General features: G+C 58.4%; 19 protein-coding genes. 10 read left to right on the forward strand and 9 right to left on the reverse strand.

The window, feature by feature from the left end:
- Positions 1-77 precede the first annotated feature (77 nt).
- Positions 78-1097, reverse strand: a complete 1020-nt coding sequence (locus MHY13_RS03275; RefSeq protein WP_239280765.1) for a hypothetical protein — start codon at positions 1095-1097, stop codon at positions 78-80.
- Positions 1098-1568: 471 nt separating this feature from the next.
- On the opposite strand from MHY13_RS03275, the gene MHY13_RS03280 reads away from it, so the two are divergent.
- Positions 1569-1856, forward strand: coding sequence for a hypothetical protein (locus MHY13_RS03280; protein WP_239280767.1), 288 nt, complete (start codon positions 1569-1571; stop codon positions 1854-1856).
- 52 nt (positions 1857-1908) lie between these two features.
- Positions 1909-2232: a hypothetical protein gene (locus MHY13_RS03285; RefSeq protein ID WP_239280769.1), complete on the forward strand. Its 324-nt coding sequence runs from the start codon at positions 1909-1911 to the stop codon at positions 2230-2232.
- A gap of 54 nt (positions 2233-2286) precedes the next feature.
- Here MHY13_RS03285 and MHY13_RS03290 read toward each other — a convergent pair whose 3' ends face one another.
- From MHY13_RS03290 to MHY13_RS03310, 5 genes are all read right to left on the reverse strand, one after another.
- Complete coding sequence (locus MHY13_RS03290; protein WP_239280771.1) at positions 2287-2862, reverse strand: hypothetical protein; 576 nt, start codon at positions 2860-2862, stop codon at positions 2287-2289.
- Positions 2859-3488, reverse strand: a complete 630-nt coding sequence (locus MHY13_RS03295; protein ID WP_239280773.1) for a hypothetical protein — start codon at positions 3486-3488, stop codon at positions 2859-2861. The genes MHY13_RS03290 and MHY13_RS03295 overlap by 4 nt, the downstream gene beginning before the upstream one ends.
- A gap of 8 nt (positions 3489-3496) precedes the next feature.
- Positions 3497-4093, reverse strand: coding sequence for a hypothetical protein (locus MHY13_RS03300; RefSeq protein ID WP_239280775.1), 597 nt, complete (start codon positions 4091-4093; stop codon positions 3497-3499).
- An 86-nt stretch (positions 4094-4179) separates the two neighbouring features.
- Positions 4180-4560 (reverse strand): hypothetical protein, encoded by a 381-nt coding sequence (locus MHY13_RS03305; RefSeq protein WP_239280777.1) that lies wholly within the window; start codon positions 4558-4560, stop codon positions 4180-4182.
- A complete protein-coding gene (locus tag MHY13_RS03310) occupies positions 4560-5618 on the reverse strand; it encodes a hypothetical protein (RefSeq protein WP_239280787.1) in 1059 nt (352 codons plus the stop codon). The genes MHY13_RS03305 and MHY13_RS03310 overlap by 1 nt, the downstream gene beginning before the upstream one ends.
- A 163-nt stretch (positions 5619-5781) precedes the next feature.
- Here MHY13_RS03310 and MHY13_RS03315 point away from each other — a divergent pair, with 163 nt between their 5' ends.
- Positions 5782-6621: a hypothetical protein gene (locus MHY13_RS03315; protein ID WP_239280789.1), complete on the forward strand. Its 840-nt coding sequence runs from the start codon at positions 5782-5784 to the stop codon at positions 6619-6621.
- Positions 6622-6704: 83 nt separating this feature from the next.
- Here MHY13_RS03315 and MHY13_RS03320 read toward each other — a convergent pair whose 3' ends face one another.
- Positions 6705-7556, reverse strand: coding sequence for a RusA family crossover junction endodeoxyribonuclease (locus MHY13_RS03320; RefSeq protein ID WP_239280791.1), 852 nt, complete (start codon positions 7554-7556; stop codon positions 6705-6707).
- A 147-nt stretch (positions 7557-7703) separates the two neighbouring features.
- Here MHY13_RS03320 and MHY13_RS03325 point away from each other — a divergent pair, with 147 nt between their 5' ends.
- A complete protein-coding gene (locus tag MHY13_RS03325; protein ID WP_239280793.1) occupies positions 7704-9227 on the forward strand; it encodes a hypothetical protein in 1524 nt (507 codons plus the stop codon).
- Here MHY13_RS03325 and MHY13_RS03330 read toward each other — a convergent pair.
- Positions 9224-12550, reverse strand: coding sequence for a type ISP restriction/modification enzyme (locus MHY13_RS03330; RefSeq protein ID WP_239280795.1), 3327 nt, complete (start codon positions 12548-12550; stop codon positions 9224-9226). The genes MHY13_RS03325 and MHY13_RS03330 overlap by 4 nt on opposite strands.
- Positions 12551-12788: 238 nt before the next feature.
- Between MHY13_RS03330 and MHY13_RS03335 the strand changes: the two genes are divergently transcribed.
- Genes MHY13_RS03335 through MHY13_RS03345 form a run of 3 tightly spaced genes read left to right on the forward strand, consistent with a single transcriptional unit; the run spans position 12789 to position 15570 of the window.
- Complete coding sequence (locus MHY13_RS03335) at positions 12789-13796, forward strand: iron ABC transporter permease (protein ID WP_239281009.1); 1008 nt, start codon at positions 12789-12791, stop codon at positions 13794-13796.
- An 18-nt stretch (positions 13797-13814) separates the two neighbouring features.
- Entirely contained in the window at positions 13815-14813 is a 999-nt protein-coding gene (locus MHY13_RS03340; RefSeq protein WP_239280797.1) for an ABC transporter substrate-binding protein, read from the forward strand.
- The gene (locus MHY13_RS03345; RefSeq protein ID WP_239280799.1) at positions 14806-15570 is read left to right on the forward strand and encodes an ABC transporter ATP-binding protein; all 765 of its coding nucleotides are present in this window, start codon (positions 14806-14808) and stop codon (positions 15568-15570) included. Before MHY13_RS03340 ends, MHY13_RS03345 begins: the two co-directional genes overlap by 8 nt.
- 126 nt (positions 15571-15696) lie before the next feature.
- On the opposite strand, the gene MHY13_RS03350 is transcribed toward MHY13_RS03345, so the two are convergent.
- On the reverse strand, positions 15697-16926 hold the full coding sequence (locus tag MHY13_RS03350; RefSeq protein WP_239280801.1) for a transposase: 1230 nt from the start codon (positions 16924-16926) through the stop codon (positions 15697-15699).
- A gap of 19 nt (positions 16927-16945) precedes the next feature.
- Here MHY13_RS03350 and tnpA point away from each other — a divergent pair, with 19 nt between their 5' ends.
- The 3 genes from tnpA to MHY13_RS03365 all read left to right on the forward strand — a co-directional run bounded on the left by tnpA (position 16946) and on the right by MHY13_RS03365 (position 18684).
- On the forward strand, positions 16946-17389 hold the full coding sequence (gene tnpA / locus MHY13_RS03355) for an IS200/IS605 family transposase (RefSeq protein ID WP_239280802.1): 444 nt from the start codon (positions 16946-16948) through the stop codon (positions 17387-17389).
- 273 nt (positions 17390-17662) lie between these two features.
- On the forward strand, positions 17663-18058 hold the full coding sequence (locus MHY13_RS03360; protein ID WP_239280803.1) for a hypothetical protein: 396 nt from the start codon (positions 17663-17665) through the stop codon (positions 18056-18058).
- A gap of 77 nt (positions 18059-18135) precedes the next feature.
- Positions 18136-18684, forward strand: coding sequence for a single-stranded DNA-binding protein (locus tag MHY13_RS03365; RefSeq protein WP_239280813.1), 549 nt, complete (start codon positions 18136-18138; stop codon positions 18682-18684).
- Positions 18685-18834 lie beyond the last annotated feature (150 nt).

Here is an 18834-nt window from a genome sequence, read left to right on the forward strand (position 1 = left end):
ATTACGCGTTGCACCACAGCGTGCATTACAGGGTGTAATTCACGGTGTAATGCAGGCTGTGGTGCACGGCGTGGTGTCTACTTGGGTGACTCCGCAAGGTTGCGCAGATGAACCGCCAGACGCTGCTCCCCCACCAACTCCTGGGTTAGCAACGTGAGCTGATATTCCCACCTGGGAAGATCACCGTCGGTGGCGATAACCTCCTCCAACTCCGCTAGATGCTCGTAGATGGCCAACTTTTTATCGGTGACTCGCTCCACAGCACTTACAGCGGCATCCGTTGGCGCATCGCCGGAAAGCAGCTCGGGGCGGCAGACCCGAACGGTAATGCCGGGAAGCTCCTCGCAGGCTTTCTCCGAGGCAATGCTTACCGTCGCTCCCCAACCGTTGTTTACCCACCCCAGCTGCGGGGCGTTGCGGAATGCGTTGTAGACAACAGCCGGTTCAGGCGTGGGGCCAAACAGGTCACCGTTAAAGTAAAACATCTTTTTCAGGCACGATTCTGCCGCATCCAAGGCTGCTGTGAGCGCGGCTGGCACATCGGCAATGAAGTAGCCCTTGTGCCTGCCATCGATCTCTTTCTCGTGGACGTGTGGCGCTCGTTGGGAAGCGATGACACAGCCGGGGGAGACGACAAGGGAACTAAACCAGTCTTGGGTGGCCAGCGGGTTGCGTGCCCCACTGTCGGTCATGGCGGGAACCACCACCCCAATGGAGCTTCCCTGACAGGGGGCGGTGGTGTTACCAACGTGCTCTGGCCACGGCTGGTGGGGTATCTCCCTCCCGTTTTCTGCACCTGCAAGCACCTCGTCGAGCGGGTCGTGCGGGAAGTGGTACTCCTCGCCAACGCTAACGCCCTGGAGGTGGAAGAAGTCTCCATCCTGGCTGGTCAGCAAAATGTCCTCCCCTCCGGTTGAGTCGGTGAGCTCAGCGACTTTCACCAGCCCCTTGGGGTTGATGGGAATGTCGGCGGTAATAACGGTGGTGTGGTGGGTTTCGCGGGCAACATTGTTGTGGTCGAGTTGGGAGGTGAGGATTACGGCCGGGGAGGTTACCCGCACTGTGTTGGTGTCCTCGATGTGTTCGACGTGGGCCACAAAGCTGATGTTGGGGCTGGTGTGTGGCTTCCGGCAGATGGGGGTTGTGGCGGAAAAAGACGTGGTTGGCATAGGTGTGTCCTCCTGTGGCTATGCCCCTGGGTGGGGCGTTGGTTGTTGTGCCTGCCAGTTCAGCAGGAGTCGTGGAGGGGATGCCCGAGACGAAGACGGCGGTAGTGCTGTGGGTATGGAAACACCCCGCTGGGGAGCGGGTGTCTCCAGCGGGGTGGCATGCAACAGCGGCTTCAAGGGTCTGTTGGCCATCCTTGATGCCGCGTCCAACACATTGTTACCGAGGTGCCGCAGGCGCACATTCTGCGGCACCGTTCAATTTTACTAACGGGGTGTGCACACTCTTTGTGGTCGCCAGGCTGCGGATAGATCCCCTTGGTTGATCTGGGGGTGGATCGGGGGACAGTTGGGCGCTATAATCCGTTTACCAGCACAGATTTTTGTATTACAATTTGTGCTATGAGTACACTTTCGTCTAAAGTATTTTTCACAGATTCAGCTTTTGAACATGGCTTCACCAAAGAGCAGATAGTAAACGTCTTTGAAAACGTCATCCGGTATCAAGACAATATGGAGCCAAATGAACCACATCAACCCCTCGTTAACCTAGTTATCGGCCCAGCAGGGCCAGGAAAAACCGGAAAAGAATTGGAGGTGATGTATTCCTTTGTGGACGAAGGGGTAGTAATTTTCCATTGCATGGAAGCCCGGGCACGAAACAAGTACACAGCTATTGAAAAAATTTAATTCCCTAGCGACATTCCCTACGAACACACAAACCAGAAACCGAGGATTAAAAATGCAGTACGACCAGGTTGATTTTGACAAGCTCGCCGCTTGGGCTGAAAGCGAAGATGGCCTGTCCGCCAGCAACAACACCCTGCCTGCCGACGATCTTAAGGAGGACTCGAATCTCGCTAAGGCACAACGCCTTATCCGCCGCGTAGGCCGCCCAGGCCTCAACGATGGCGACGAGTCCGCCTCCGGCGAGCCGTCCACCACCATCCAGGTCAGGGTGTCTTCCGACCTGTCCCGCAGGTTCACTCTTTTCAAGACGCGCAACAAGCTCTCCACTAGCAGTGCAGTGCGCCACATTCTCGACGAGGCTCTACCCTCCAGCTAGTACTTTCCTACCCAAAATGCGCCCTGGAACGGCTATTGTTCCGGGGCGCATTTTTTAGCGGAAGTCGGCGGTTAGGCAGTTAATGGAGTTGGCCACCATTGCGCTGGTGGCTTGGGAAAGGTCGCTGTCCATACTGGAGGCATCGGCAGTTCCTTTCGTTACGGACTTGAAGCTGTCGCCGTCTTTCATCCAGATAAAGTGCGGCTCGTCGATGGTTCCCTCACCCGAGCGCACCATGAGGGCTACCGCGTCGCGTTTTTCCCCATCCTCCTCCCCTGACCAGGCAGCGGACAGTACGGCTTCTGCCCCATCGTCGTCGAGGCTGTCGAGTAGTTTGTCCACGTCTTTGTCGTTGGGGTCGGTGCAGCCGTCTACTTTGTCCATGCTGGCGGTTGGTTTGGCGGCGGTGCGTTGGGTTCCGTCACCGATGTTGGAGCCGTCTTGGGAGCGTTGGCTGGCGTTGCGGGAGCCGCCTGGGCCGTTGTCCTCGTCTCCAAAGATGGAGTTGATGGCCAGCAGTGCGAAAAACACGGCGAGGGAGGCGAGGATTATTATTCCCCAGGTTCGTGGGTTAAAGGAGGGTACGCCGTTGTTGGAGGCTTGTTCTTCCTGCTCGTGGGGGGTGCTCATGCTGCTGCCTTAGTTTTTTCGGCGGCGTTTTCCACTGCTTTATACACGCGCTTTGGGGTGGCTGGGATTCCTTTCTCCAGATTGTGCACGATGGTGCGGTGTTGGAAGCCGGAGCGGTTGATGTAGTCGTGGGCTGCTTCTTCCCCTGCGGTGTCTACGGCGCGGGCCAGGCAGGTGTAGAACGCGTCGCGTTTTCCTGCCAGGCTCCAGCGGGCGGTGGGCCAGGTGGCAAAAGCGCTGACCACAGCGACGGTGGCGGATATGAGCAGGACGGCGTTGGAGCCGCCTGCGGTGGCGGTGACGATGGCCAGGAGTGCGGTAAACACTGCGATGGCGGCGGTGGCTTTCCACAGTCGGGTGGAGCGGTCGCGGCCGTGGGTTTCTGTCCATGCTGCGCGGTGTGCTGCGTAGGCGCACACCAGCTTCCCGCCTGGCGTGTCGCTTAGTTGTTGTGCGTGGTGGGCGGAGACGTTGAGGCGTGCGTGCGGCTGGGGGATGCGGGTGGTGTCGGCAAAGGTGGCGGATTGGTGGCTGCGCACTTCGCTGACGGATTGTGCGGCGGGGACGTTGGCGCTGATGGTGTTGTAGGTGTCTTTCCACCAGTCGAGGTTGTGTGTGGTCGGCATGGGTGCTCCTAGAGGTTGACGGTGGTGTCGAGGTCGCACAGGGCTTGGATGTGGGCGGCGACTGTATCCAGGCTTTCTACGGTGCCGTCTTCCAGCTCGTTTGCCATTTGTGGCAGGCGGTGGCGCATGTCGCGCAGGCGCACCTGGTTGGCTAGTGCTTCCACGTCTTCGGTGGGGTGGATGACGGACTTTTGGAGGCTGTCGGCAATGACGGCGCTCATTTTGTCGATTACGTCGTCGCTTCCTGGGATGGCGGTGGCTTTCGCGGTTTCCAGTTCCACGAGGGAATCGTCTACGGTGCGCATGGCTAACAGGCGCTTGTAGAGGTGGCCGATTAGGGAGGAGCGGATGGTGTCAGGGTTGCCCAGCCCGCCCGAGGCTACGGTGTCTGACCCCAGGATGGCTTTTACCGCTGCCACGAAACGTCCGGCGTGGTCGGCTACTGCTTTGTCGATGAAGTCTGTGGCTTTCACCGAGGGTGGCTGCATTCGCTGTGGGGGTTTGCCTAAAAGGCGGTGGTGCCAGGGTTGTGTCTGCGGGGTGTAGGTCGGATCGGCGACTGCTTGCCAGCCGGTCTGGTTTTCGATGATGCCGGGGATTGCCATGATTTTTCTCCTGTGGTTGTTGTGTGGTGCATTTTCCATTGTGCCGGGGCGTGTATTAGGTGGCCCGGACATGCGGCCCGAGTCCATTACTGCTTTTTCGTTTTTTGCTCCTCCCAGGCAGCTTGGCGGCGGGCTTCGTGCTCCAGGGGTGGGTATTTGCGTGCCACGTCAGCCAGCAGACGGATTTTGATGATGGCTCCAGCATCGCGGCGGGTGCGTTCATCTGTGATGGAGCGCAGGAAGTCTCTGGCGGAGTCGTAGTGGGAGCAGATGTGCCGCAGGTAGTTGACGGTGATGCGTGCTAGAAACTCGTTGGAGGAGTTGAGGTCTGCGTGTTTGCCGTCAGGGTTGCGGTGGTTGTAGTGCTTTTGGGCTTGGGCGATGGCGCGGCCGAGGGGCATTTCTTTAACGGATACGTCGATGCGCTGGGCAGCTTTCATTAGCTCTGCGCGTGAATAGTTGGCCATTAGCTGATTCGTCCCTCCGCGACGTAGCGGGCTGCGCCCATTGCGGGTATTGCCTGTGGGTAGTCCACTGCGCGGTAGGGGCCGATTTCGGTGCGGATGGCGCGGCCTACGGCCGGGTTGGTGCTAAACCCTCCGGCCACCAGCAGGGTTTTGGGGATTCCTGCGTTGCGGTCGTCTTCCCACAGTCCCTGCATGTCGGGGTTGTCTGTCAGGGTGCGCAATGCTTGGCGCATGAGGTCTTCCACCAGGTCGTTTACCTGTCCTGCGCGCACGTTGACTTTGCCGACTGGGGCGGACATGGAGGCGGTGATAAGGGAGTTGGGGGAGGTTGCTTTTTGGGAGGCGCGGAGGATGCGTTTTCCCACCTCGGTTGCCTGTCGCAGCCAAGCGTTGCTGGGCTTGTAGGTGGGCGCGATGCGGTTGGCGATGCTGACAACGATCTGCTGCGCGATGTAGCCCATGCTGCCGGTGCGGGTGAACTCGTAGGTTTCCCATTTGCGCTCGCCTTTCCCCTGCGGCATAGCCAGTGTGGAGGCGGCGGCTTGTCCACCAATGTTTAGGCAGGTGACCAGCCCGTCGGTGTCTACGAGTTCGGCGTAGCTGGCGAGGGAGTCTGCGGCTTCGACCGGGATGACGTTAAGGCCGGTGGTGGCCAGCGCTGCGCAGTACTGGTCAACGGTGTAGCTGGGCCAGTGGGAGGGCACAACGGCGGCAATGTCGTCTGGTCGTGCGTCCAGTCGGTCGGCGGCATCAATGGCGGGGCCAACCAGCATGTCGATAAGGCTGTTGCTGCCGTATGGTGCCCCGGCGATGATTTGGGGTGGTTGTCCCAGCATGGCGGTGAGGTTTCCGAAGCGGCTTTTTACCCGTCCCTTAAAGTCCGGTCGGCGCACCTCGTCCTCGTCGGAGATAAGTAGCTCCGACTTGTAGTGGGGAGCGGCGGTTTTTGACCTGACGTGCATCATTAGTGGCTGCGGTTCTTCGCCGGGGAAAGCGTAGCCTGCGGCCAGGGTCATGGTGCCAAGGTCGAGGCCCAAAACGGGGCGGTCAATGCTCACCTTATTTGCCTCCTGTGGGTTGTTTTGCGGTTGTTTCCCATTCTTGCAGCCGGGTGTGCACACCCTTGGCGAGTGCTTGTGGCGTAGCCAGATTTGAGTGCACACCCTAGTGAGACAATGAGTTGCGAAGACACAGACCACCCAGTACAGCAAGGAGTCCACTGTGGCCGACAACAACGGCAAGCGGCGCAACGTTCGCGGCAGAAACGCTGCGCCGAAGTATCGCAAGACCAGCACGTCCGCTGATTCGCCAGCCATCAACCTGTCTGGAAAAACCGGGGCCATTATCATCGCCGTCCTGGTGGTGGCGGCTATCGCTGCCACGTTTGGCTTATACAAGATGCTTACCGGCACCAAGATGGATGCCGAGGCCTACCGCGACAAGCTGGTGTCCGTAAACCAGGGCGATCTTCCAGCACCGCCGTTTATTGGCTGGAAGCAGGAGTATCTGGAGGAACCACCCGAGCCGTTGAAACCGAATGATTCCATCAAGGAGGTCAACAACGAGGAATGCACCCCTGGTGGTGAGCGTCAGGCCGAGGTGTCTGGGTTGATCATGAATGAGGCAACCGAGTGGTCTGGCACCGAGATGTATAACACGGCCTACAATGCGCAGATCCGTGTGGATGCGTCCAATGCGAATGTGGAAAGCAATGGCTTGGACTACGAGAAAGTGGACTCCTACCTGCGGGATTGTTCCTACGTAGAGTTTGTGCAAAACGGCGAAGATGATTCACGACGTGTGCGCATTACCCGCAAGCCGCTGGAGGTGAAGCCGGAGGCGTGGAAAATGAAAGATGGCCGCGCATGGTCGGAGACGATCGCGGTCTCCACGCCGGAGGGATTTAAGGGCACCTCCACGACGGTAAGCATGCTGGGGCATGGCAGGGGTGCCACGTTGCAGGGCCAGCTAACGTTCGAGGGCCGCCTGGATGACAATGCGGTCAACACGATGGATTTGCTGTGGACGGCGCAAACCGCCAAGGCTCTTGAAGAAGACTAGCTGCTGCATCTAGGACAGTTCTTGCACACCCCCACTGGGCGGCCCAGTGGGGGTTTCTTTCTGCCCTTATGCGGCCAGCCTGCTTACCGTCGTGTGCGGGCGCGGACTTGCTCTAGCAGCAGTGCGGCAGGCTCCGGCAACGGCTCGGGGGCTGACAACGTGGAGGTGGGCAGCGGGGAAACCTCCTGCCCGAGTGGGGAGACACGGATGACTGCCCCTGGAAAAGGCAGCGCCCACGGGTGTGTGTGGTGTGGGGTGGGGTAGGTTTTGCGCGCCGACGAGTCGATGATGCGGGAATCGTCGGCAAGCAGCCGAAATCTCCGGTCGCGGCCTTTGACGCTTTCTCCCTTCTTTCTATCGTCTCGCGGGGAAAGGGAGTCCTGTACGGCGCGCAGCAGCTTGTCCACGTCCGGTGGTGTCATGGGAGGGATGCGTGCGGGGCCATCGTCGCACACCAGTGGTGACCACCGTGGGGTGGTCTTTTTGTGCGGCACGGTAAGCACCACATCCAGGCGTACCGGCAGGTTGAGTGCTGTCCATTTTCCCTCGGTAAGGCGTAGTGCTTCTTTGCTTAGACTGTCTCGCCAGGCGTGGAGTTCTTTGCCGGAGGAGTGCTTCATTACCCCTGGCGCTACTGCGCGCATGGAGCCTTGGGTGACGGGTTTTCCGGCTGCCACAATCCACATGGTCAGATCATCAAAGCGGCTTAGGTCAGCGAGTGCTTCCTGGTGGATATAGGTGGTGGAATCTGCCAAGGGTGCGCGTGGTGATGTTGCACTGGTGGTGCCCTGGGTGGGCTGTGTGCGCGGGGTGGGTTCAGTAGCAGGGCGCAGGGCGCAGGTGTTGCAGCAGGCTTTCCCCACGGGGATGACTGCGGCCTTACAGCCTGGGCACCAGCGGTGGGTGCCTGCGCTGATCAGTTCTTCAACGTCCATGCCCCATACGCTACGAGGCGGGTGTGCAGGCTGGCCCGAAGTTTATTTACCTGCATAAACGTGTTTCGGGCATGGGGTTGGGCGGGTTTCATAGTCTGTGGTCACACAGTGAAAAACCACCGCATCCACCATTTGTAAGGAGTCTTCGTGAATCAGCCACAGTTTGTCCGCAACACCCACAATTCCTCGTTCATCGCCTACGATTCCAAGCCATCGAAAAAGCCTGTTGCTCTCACCGTCAACGGTGAGCCTGTCCAGGAGCGACTGCACCCGGATGTGTTCATCAACGAATACATGTCCATCCAGGTCAAGGAGGTAAAAGACGGCGAGGGAACGGTCAACGTTGTCTTTGATGCGAAAACCGCTGTCACCGGCTCCGACAAGAAAATGAAGTACGACTTCGGCGCAAACCTGCGCGCAGACTCGCCACTTGTGGGGCTGGCACGCCAGGCGCAGCAGCAGTCTCGCCCGGTCTACATCGGAATTGAAACCCGCAGGCGGTGGAAATCTAAAGATGGTGAGGTCATCCCCTACACCACCCCAATTCACGTGCTGCGCGGCTGTAAGGATGGCCCACAGTCGTCGGGTAATTCCAACGAGACGGGAAACAACTGCTCCAAAGTGCTGGCGGTGATTGGTTTTGCTGACGAGCCGGAAACCACGCTTGTCTCCGACGAGGCACGCTCCAACCCGTACAAGTGGGCAAACGTCCGCGACAACCAGGATGGTGACCTACCACCGCAGGGCACGGTTATTCCCAGCGGGCCGGAGGGCCAGCCGGTAGGTGGCTTCATCGTCGCCTCGGCAGCCCCTGCCGCTGCTGCTGGCACGTCGCCAGAGATTCTGGAGAAGTTGGAAAGCCTCACCAAGATGGTGGCCCACCTCCAGCGCTCCAGCTCCTCCGGTGGCGGCAGCAAGCCGTGGAATGAGCGCACCGCTGACGGTTCCATCAACCCCTCCTCCTACGCGGTGTCGCAGGTTCGCCACACGCGCCAGGATGCAGCGCGACTGGTGGCCGAAGTAGCGCCCCAAGGGTCTACCGGCCCGCAGATGCGCGGCTGGGAGTCAGATCTGACTACCGCGCTGTTATGGATTGCTGACTGTGTGCAGGAGCGGGTTACTGGCGTGTGTGACCGTATGGCGAAAGCGCACACCGAAGCTGGCGGGTGGGTCGCCCACGTCGTTGAGTTCGAGGAGCCGTTTACCGCTGACATGCTCACCGATGCCGAGGCAAAGCGCACGTGGGCTAAAACGGTTCGTGATGCGGCTGCTGAACGCTACATGGAGGCAGTGACCATGACCCAAAGCAAGCTGGATTCGCAGGCGGGGGTTGCCCCGCAGAACTCCCCGAGTGAACCGCGCGAGGAGGATAACGCCCCACAGCAGGAGGCTCCGGCGCAGGACGCGGAGGTCATGCTCTCCGATGATGCGCAGGCGCGTGAAATGTGGGATGGGCTGATTGAAACGATTGGCATGGCCCAGTACGTCGAGCAGCTTAACCCTGTTCTGGAAGCCCAGTTTGGCACCTACCTGTCGGCGCAGATTTCGGCCGCTGACATGCGCGCCGCCCTGTCCGAGTGGATGGCCAACCCGCAGGATTTCCGCAGCCTGGCGGAGCAAAAGTACCGGGAAAAGCAGCAGGCCGCCCAGCCGCAGGGGCAGGCCGCTTAGAGTAGGGTTCCCCGCTGCTTTTTGGGTGGGGCTTTCTGCTCCTGTGGGGTTGGCTGGCCCAGGTCTGCAACGCTGATTAGGTTGCTGGAGACAACCTGTTCGAGCAGCTGGCTGCCCTCTTTTTCGGCGTTGACCATGAACTCTATTTGCCACAGCAGCTCCAACAGTTCACCGTCGAGATGCCAACTGTCTGCCTGCATTTGATCCAGTGGTGAGGAGGATTTTCCAGCCGGGGTTTTCATTCGGTAGCCCAGCCAGGAAGACAGCACGTTCATGCCGGAGACCTCGAAGCTGGCGACCTGCGGGGAAACATGGTCAAAGCGTGCTGTACCCACCTGGAGTTGGTGGTTTTCCTCGTCGTAGTCCCAATTCTCGGGGTAGGTGCCCTCCGGTGTGGGGATGGCGATGGTGGCTGTTCCCTTAAAGCGGGTTCCGGTGGGCTGTCCAAACTGGTTGAGTTTTCCGCCGCGCTCACCCCAGGTTTGCTCAAAGATGATGCGGCGGCCGAAGTCTACGACCTGCCCAAACAGCGCGGTGTCGGTGGTAAAGGGGACGTGTGCGACAGCTTCGGACAGTTCCTCACCAAACCGCTGGGTGTATGCCCCGGTGCCCAGGAGTCCAACCACGTAGGCCGCAACCTCGAATGGCTCCACCTCGCGGTTGTACGTGGCGGTGAGCGCTGCGAGCAGTGCAGTGGAGATGTTGGGCTGGGTGGTTCCTGCGGTGCGGTAGAGCGGATGCACGTCCTTTGCGCCGCGATTCTTAAAAAAGTCCATGTCAGGAACGTACGGACTAACCGTTACTGCGGGGCCGTTCCCCAAAGTGGTTGCCGTGAGGGTCACCAAGAAAAGCTGGCTGTTTGAGTAGCTGTTCCACAAAGGTTGCCGGATATATGTGCCTACGCGGTGGTCGGGAAGACACCACTGGCGGTCGAAGCTACGGTAGCCATAACGTACAGGCTTTACCATGCTTTCCCTGCCGTCCTGACCGGCAAGCACTGGCAATGGTTCATCCGTGAGCACATCGTTTTTTCTCACCTGTGGGGCGCAATCTCGGTCTGGGGAAAATAGTTCCTCGTCCACAGAGCCGGAAGCAAAGAGCTTGTCCCAGCGCTTGTTTAATGCTTGTGGGTCGGGAGCAATAGGCCATTTGCGTTTGTACTGGGCACCAGAAACGCTCCAGGGGAAAATCATGTCGAGGGGCACGCCGTCAGATAGTGCGGCTGCTGTGGAGGGGACGAACTTGTCTCCCCAGTCTTTGTTCGGCAGCTCCACCCAGTCGTTTCCAGATTCTGGTGCGCATACATCGGCCATTGCGTCCAGTTTTTCTTGCCGGTTTCCCCCAATGCGCTGGTAGTAGACCGTGGCAGGATTCTTCATTCGGGTTGTATGGTGCCTGGTCTGTCCCCTGGAGTTCTTGGGATGTTGAATACCGAAGAAGACCGCGACCGGGGTTTGGATGGCAAAGACGTTTTCTTCTTTTCGAGCGCCGCGACCCTCGCCGCCTAGGTCTACGATCCAGATTTCGTCAAAGGTTCTGCGCATGTATTCGCGCAGGCCTGCAAAGCCTGGGCCTCGCAGGTAGGAGGAACTGGTGATGTAGCTGACGACACCTGTTTCGTTTTCGCGCTGTTCGCAGATTTTCCAGATGGCCCAGCGAATGAAATAAACATAGGTGTTGTAGAGGTTTTTCACCTGCCCACCCTGCCCTTTTTCGGTTAATGGAGAGATGAAATCATCTAGGAGTGCTGGGTGTCCGTTGTGTTCTTCCAGGACAATGTTGCGGTGCTCGGTGGAGCCACTTCCCAGGGCTTTCTTACGAGAGCCACGGTCGTAGGGCGGGTTACCAAGGATGACACGGATGGGGGTTTGGTCATTTTTGACCAGTCCCGCCTTGCGGGTTTCCTCGTTAATGTCCGCCATGACCTCCCAGAGGGTCATTTGATTGCCGTCGGCAGACACATCGCCTGGGTCGGTCAGCGAGTTTGTGAGGTAGACGTTAACACCGTCTTTGCCCAACTCAATTCCGGTGGACTCCAGCATCTGCGTAAGGCGCATGTGCGCCACCGAATATGGCCCCATAAGCAGTTCAAACGCATACAGGCGTTGAGCGAGGCTGCGGGCTGCATCCTGGGGTGATGCAGCTTGGCCCAGAACGTGGCGGGCTACTGCCAGCGGGTAGGTGGCTGTGCCTGTGGCGTTGTCGAGAACGCTGGTGGCATCGTCTCCCAGGCCGTCGGAGCGGCCGAAACGGGTTTTAAGGATCTCGTCGAGGAGCCTTACCTGCATTTCCACGATTTGTACCGGGGTGTAGTACACGCCCGCGTCGGCGCGCATTTTCGGATCGTAGGCTGCGAGGAAGTCTTCATAGAAGTACAGCCACGGGTCGGCATCAGAGGTGAACTTGTCTACATCCACCGCACCGATGACAGATTCCAGGAGGGATACCGGCCCCTCCACCAGGATGCGGTTGCTTGGCTGCGCCATTACCTCCAGGACAGAGCCGATAAGCCGGTGGCCGTTGTGGCGTAGGTCTGGGGTGACGACGGAAGCGGTAAAAGAATCGGCGGGAACGGTGGATTCCACGCGCGCCAACAGGAGCGCGTAGGTAAAAGTTTGGGCGAAACTGTCGGCGAAATCTTTGGCGGTAGCTCCCGGCATGAGGTCTTTGCGCCAGTTTGCGTAGAGGTTGTCGAGCGCATCTGGGGTGTTGTCTGTGATGACCTCCACCACTGAATCGCGCAGCAGGCGGGTAAGTGGTGCCAGCTGGTCGGCCAATCCTTTAGGGCTAGAGGGTGAGGTGGGTTTCCAGGAAAGGAATTGATCCAGCAGGTTGGATAACTCCTCCACCTGGTTTTCCGGCAGTTCGCCCTCGGGGTTGGGGGTGAGTTGGATGTGGGCGAGGGGTTGTCCTGCCCCGTGGCGAAGTAGTGTCCACTCCCAGCCGTTGGTGTAGATCAGGTTCGAGTGGTTTTCTAAGCGTTTCCACTGTTTCTTGTCGTGTTTCGACCATCCGCTTTGCCGGTATGGGTTGGCAGATTTGTTGGGGCTTTTCAGCTCCAGGTGGCCGGTGAGCTGTCCGCGACCGTTTTTAACGGCCATATCCAGGCGCACGCCCTCCACATTGTCGCCGGAGAGTTGACGGTGTTCAGTAAAGACGTTGACCTGATTGGAGCGGGCGTTTCCCACGGCCGTTAAGAAAGTGGAGATGGGGACTTTCAGCTGGTCTTCTGGGCTGGTTCGCCGGTCGGTGGCAAGCTCCCGCTCAACTGCAAGTAGGGCGCAGGCTAGGTCGTTGCAGGCTGTGGCGATGGTGTGGGCCATGATTCCCCCTGGGTGGAGTGCATTGGGTAGCTGTGTATCTGATGGATAAGTCTAGGGTGTCGCCGTGCACGGGGCATGAACTCGGGGCGGAGCTTTTCTGACAAGGGGTGCACACCCGGCAGGTAACGTTTTGTGCATGACAAACCTCCTACACAAACAGCATGACACCCTCCCCACGCTGGGGAAACCGTCTACTCGTTCAGTTTTACGCCACAGTCACCGCACAGGAGCAACATGGATTATTGCCCTCACCTGCGCTCTTGTTGTGGCAGTTGCTGCTGCCACCACCGTTGGGGCTGTGTCCATTCCGCCCGGTCAGGTGCTACAAGTGTTGGCGCATCATCTGTTCGGCGCGGGTCTTGATGGGGTAGCTGAACCCACCCGCGTCATTGTGTGGCAGGTGCGCCTGCCACGCGTTGTCCTCGGAGTGGTCGCCGGGGCGGGCCTTGCGGTGGCCGGTGTTGCCCTCCAGGTGGTGGTGCGCAACGTTCTTGCCGACCCCTACGTACTTGGGGTGAACTCGGGTGCCAGTGTTGGTGCCGCGTGCGCTCTACTGTTTGGCGCAGGAGTAGGGCTGGGAGAATACGCCCTACAATCAAGCGCTTTTGCAGGTGCGCTGATCGCTGCCGCCCTGGTGGTTACCGTTGCGCGAGGGGCAGGCCAGTTGACCTCGAATCGGCTTCTTATGGCCGGTGTGGCGGTCGGGTACGCATTGTCGGCGGCCACGTCGTTTCTGGTGTTTGCTTCGGACAGTGCGGAGGGTTCCCGGTCGGTGATGTTTTGGCTGCTGGGTTCCCTCAACCTGGCAGCGTGGAATGGCCCGCTGGCCGCCGCCACCATCGCGGTGTGCTTGGGGATTATCGCCCTATGGGTGCTGTCGCGTCCGTTGGATGCACTGGCGGTTGGTGACGATACGGCGTTGTCGCTGGGTGTGTCCCCCACGGTTATGCGCGGGGGGCTTTTGGTGATCACGTCCCTACTGGTGGGCGCAGTCGTCGCCGAGGCTGGCTCCATCGGCTTTGTGGGACTGGTGGTGCCGCATCTTGCGCGTCGAATGGTTGGCGGCAGGCACGCGGTTGTTGTTCCCGCTGCGGCCCTGTTGGGGGCCACGTTGATGGTGGTAGCAGATGTTGCTGCCCGCACGGTGCTGGCCCCGCAGGAAATCCCCATTGGGGTGGTTACCGCCTTGGTGGGCACTCCCCTGCTGCTTGTCCTTGTTCGCCGCATGCGCTCAACCGCGCACTGAAAAAAGGGGGATTTGACCATGAAAAAAGGCTTGCAGGTGTGCGTTTCCACCGTTGTTTTGGCGTGTACGGCTCTAGGGCTGTCAGGCTGTGGCCGCACCCAGGAAAGCACTGCGTCCATCGCGGGGACTGGTGAGGCTATCACCGTGGAAAACTGCGGAAACACCTGGACGTTTCCGCATGCTCCAGAGCGGGTGGCGGTGATTAAAAATACAGTTCCCCTCACCTTGTCCAAGCTGGGGGTTCTTGACCGGGTGACCACGCGGGCGGGCCAGTTCCCCGCTGACTACTACCCCGCCAGTGTTAACCAACAGTTGGCTAAAATCCCCTCGCTTACCGACAGGTTGAATGCAAGTGGGCATTTGCAGATCTCGCGGGAGACGATGATGCAGGCTGACGCTGACCTGGTGGTGGGTATTACCGATACGGTCAATGCTCACACCATGCAGGACACAGGGAAAGCCGTCATCGAGGAGCCGTCCCTGTGTGAAAACTCCACCCAACACCCCAGCTGGGATGCAGTGTTTGAGCACGTCAACTTGTACGGAAAGCTGTTTAACGTCCCCGACAGGGCAGACAACTACAACGAGCAGCTACGCCAGCGGATTGCGCAGCTAGAGCGCAACGCTGCGGGCGAGGGGAAAAGTGTAGCGGTTGTCTTCCCCTCGGTGGGTGGCGGGCCACTGTATGCCTACGGTGCCGAGTCGATGGCTACCCAAGTTGCCTCGTCGGCTGGTCTTCGCTCCGTGTTTTCCGACACGAAAAAGCGTGTGTTTGAAGTCTCCGCCGAGGAGGTCATCGCCTCCGATCCGGATGTGATTGTAGTGCTGCACTCGCAGGGTGATGGCCATGCGGAGGTAGAGGAGCTGAAGGCTATGAATGGGGTGGAGACTATGCGCGCTGTACGCAACAACCAGGTGCATCCCGTGCTGCTTAACAAGTTCGATCCGCCTACCCCACTAGCGGTGGATGGCCTGGGGGAACTCAACGATTTTTTGAAAGGACACGCTGATGCTTAACGCGACGAAAATCAGCCACTCTTTTGGCCGGACAGTCACGCTCGACGGGGTGGATCTGCATATTCCCGACCAGGGTGTTGTGGGCCTGGTGGGGCCAAACGGCTCGGGGAAGACAACGCTGCTGTCCACGCTGTATTCCGCACTGTCACCCAACGGCGGTGAGGTTACTGTAGACGGCCAACAGGTAGAGCGCATGCGGGCGAAAAGTCGCGCTAAAAAGCTGGCTGTCGTGGTGCAAGATGCCTCGGCCGAGGTGGATTTAACGGTCGCGGAGCTAGTGTCTCTGGCTCGTTTGCCGCACAAGACTTTTGGGGCTGGAATCACCACGCAGGATGCAGCAGTAGTCGATGAAGCCCTGGAGGCGTGCGGTGTTCTTGACCTTGCCGACCGGCAGGTAGGTCAGTTGTCTGGTGGCCAGCGGCAGCGCGTAATGATTGCTCGCGGCCTGGCCCAGCAGTCCACCCACCTCCTGTTGGATGAACCAACCAACCATCTTGACCTGCACTACCAGCATGAGGTGTTGAAGATTTTGCGGCGCATCAACCGAGGTTCAGTGGTGGTGCTGCACGACTTGAACCTGGCCAACACTTACTGCGATCAGATCGTGGTGCTCGACCACGGCAAGGTTGTCGCCGCAGGCCCGCCCTCCGAGGTGATGACCCCGCAGGTGCTGGAACCTATCTATGGGGTCATGGTGCAGCGCGTCGAGGTTTCCGGCAGGTGGCATCTCATTTTGGGAGAGGGTGCCGACAACTAGCACGGCGGGGTGTGCACACCCCGCTCATACGCTTGTGGGAAAGAAGTCAGCCACAACCCAAGGACACGCAACTATGGCCGAAGTTCAAACCCGTCTCAACTACTACTGTTGACTTCCTCCCCGCCTTTACGGACGGGGATTTCCGGCTATGCCGGAGGTAAGGATTTTCCCTGTGGGATCCTCCCCATCGTTTAAGCACAACGCGAAGTCCTCACGCGGTGCGTGGTTGTTAATAAGGGATGAACCACTTTCCCTGATATTAAGAGCAGCATTATGATCCGCATTATCAGTGTGTCCACACTGTGTGCAGGAGAAAACAGCTTGGCTTTTGCGGTTTTCAGCACTGATGTGTCCACAGCGAAAACACCGCTGCGATGTATAAAAAGCAGGACATTTCACAACGTTCATCTTGTCGCTTAGCCGAGTTTCTACCATGCGCCACGAGGCTGAGGAAATAGATCGATTAAGGCCTGTTTTCGCAGCCTGCCCATTGGGAAGATACTCGCCAGTTGGCGCTACCTTGGGTGGTACTCGTTTAGTCATAGACGACGTTTTTAGATCCTCCAACACAGCCCACGAGTAACGCCGAGCAAGGATTGTTGTGGTCTTTTCTAGCCAGTCTTTCCTCCTGTTGGCGATAGTGAAACGACAAGAGTCCATCTTGCGGAGAATTTTCTTTCGTCCCGCAGAGTTCTTATCCTTTCTAGATAACGCCTTGTTCAGGCGGTTGTATCTCTTTGATTCAGCCACGCTTTCGGGAATGGTTAGCGCATCTCCGTCGCTGGTCATGGCGGTAATTTTCACGCCACGATCAATTCCTACAATTCCTTCTCCTGCTTTCTTCTTGTCAGGAGGCGGTGTTGTAAAAGAGACGAACCATTTTCCATTAACACAGGAAATACGAGCACTTGTCGCTTTTTCTAACTGCCACCATTTCATCGAGATCCGGAACTTTACCCATCCCACTTTAGGGATGTGTACACCAGCATTTCTCTTGTTGTAGCGACGAATGGAGGCAGTCTTGATACAAAACGACTGCTTGCTGCTGCGCTTTTTGAAGACAGGATATTTGGTTCGTCCTGCGAAGAAGTTTCCGAAAGCTCTATCCAGGTCTCGAAGTGCAGATTGCTGCACTTCGGAGGATCCTTTACGAAGCCACTCCACATCAGAACGCAATTGAGCCAATTCTTTACATTGTGTGGCGTAGGTTACTTTTACTCCGCGCTGACGATAATTTCGTGTGAGTGCCTTGCGCTGGGAGAGTCCCAGATTATAAACGAAACGTGCCTGCCCACAATGAACCACAAGACCATGTTCCTGGTGTGGTTTGGGGTAAAGACGTTGTTTTATGCTCACATGGTCTATAATACAAAATATGCCCGTTGACCGCAATAAATATCGTACTGGACGGCATGTAGTATATAGTTTACAAGCTCACATCGTTCTGGTGACCAAATATCGCAGAGGGGCTATTACAGACAGGGTTTACAAAGAAATAATCGAAGCCAGTAAAGAGGTGGGAAACCGTCTTGATTTCTCCCTTGTTGAAGCTGATGGAGAAGACGATCACATTCGCCTGATTATTGATTACCCTCCAAAGATTGCTCTTTCCCGAATCATCATGGTTCTAAAGACGAACACAGCGCGGAGGGTAAGAGAACAGAAGTTTCCAGAGGTGGAAAAAGCACTGTGGGGAAACCACTTTTGGTCACCTAGTTACTTCGTGTGCTCTACCGGAGGGGCAAGCCTCGATAAGGTACGCAAGTATGTACAAAACCAGAGAAAAGAACCCAAGGGGCCGGGAAGACCGAGTAACTAGATCTCAGGCAAAGGTCTACCTTGCTAACCCCGCCCTTACGGACGTGGCTTGCGCAAGGCGTTTATGTCAAAAGGGCACTCCCCGGCCACACAGTTTGTTGTATCCGGTGTAGTTACCGACCGCACCCACCAGGTAATCGCTGGTCACAGCGTACGGGAGTATGCGTGAGGCAAAAGTTCGGGCTGGGGTGTTTTAGCCGTGGAAAAATCAGGGCCACAAGCAACCACGGCACCGCCCACACTGGGCGCACCACTTTTTCTGGAGGACTATTCCATGACCACCACCCACCTCACACCACACCACACCCCGGCAGAAGCGTTTGCCGAGCAGTACCGCCCTGCCGGGGCGGTCGATTCGGGAGACGATTGGCTTGACCACGACTTGGTGGCCCACCTGGCAGCAGCATGCGACCAGCTGGAAACCGCGCCCGCAGCCTTTGCCGGAAAAGTCTCCAAGCAGGCATTACAGCAGCACATTAACCGGCTGAAAGCCCAGATGGATGCTGCCGAGGCTCTGTTGGAAGAAGCTGGCCTCTTCGAGGACGGCGGGGATGGCTTCGACAGTATTACCGGGCGCACCATCCGCCTCATGTTGGCCGCGCGCGAGCGCTCCACCAGCAATGTGGCACGCGCGCAGTTTGTCCGCATGCCACTACAGCGCAGCGCCTAGAGCCTGCGGAATGGGGGCCGCGCATCCATCCCACGCGGAAAAAAGAACACACCACCCAACGTTGAAAGGAACCACCAATGGCACAGGGAGATACCCCAATTACCGTTACCGGCAACATTGTTGCCGACCCCGAGCTACGCTTCACCCCAGCGGGTGCGGCAGTAGCAAACTTCCGCGTCGCCTCCACCCCGCGCCGCTACAATTCGCAGACCGGCCAGTGGGAGGATGGCGAGGCTATGTTCTTGACCTGCAACGCATGGCGCTCAATGGCTGAAAACGTGGCAGAAACCCTGTCTAAGGGCATGCGCATCATTGTCACCGGCCGTCTAAAGCAGCGCTCTTTCCAAACGCGCGAGGGAGAAAACCGTAGCGTCTTCGAGATTGATGTGGACGACGTTGGCCCCTCCCTGCGGTATGCCACCGCGCAGGTAAAGCGCAACCAGTTCAACAACGGCGGCGGCCAGCAGTCCCAAGGCAGCGGCCAGCAGCAGGGGAACAACGGAGCTAACCCCCAAGGTGGTTTCGGCGGCCAGTCCAACAACCAGGCTGACCCCGGAAACGATCCGTGGAACTCGGCCCCACCGGCAGGTGGGTTCGGCGGTGATGCTGACGAGCCGCCGTTCTAAACGCTTGTCCCCGGCAGCGTTTGTGCTGCCTGATGGGAGAAACCCCCGTTCACCGTTTCTGTGTGGACGGGGGTTTCGCGCTCGCCGGTGTCTTAGATTCAGCTACAGCCGTCGTAGGTCGGTTGTGCTTGGCGAACATCGAAAACGATA

Source organism: Corynebacterium sp. ACRPE, from assembly GCF_022347435.1.
Lineage (GTDB): Bacteria > Actinomycetota > Actinomycetes > Mycobacteriales > Mycobacteriaceae > Corynebacterium > Corynebacterium tuberculostearicum_D.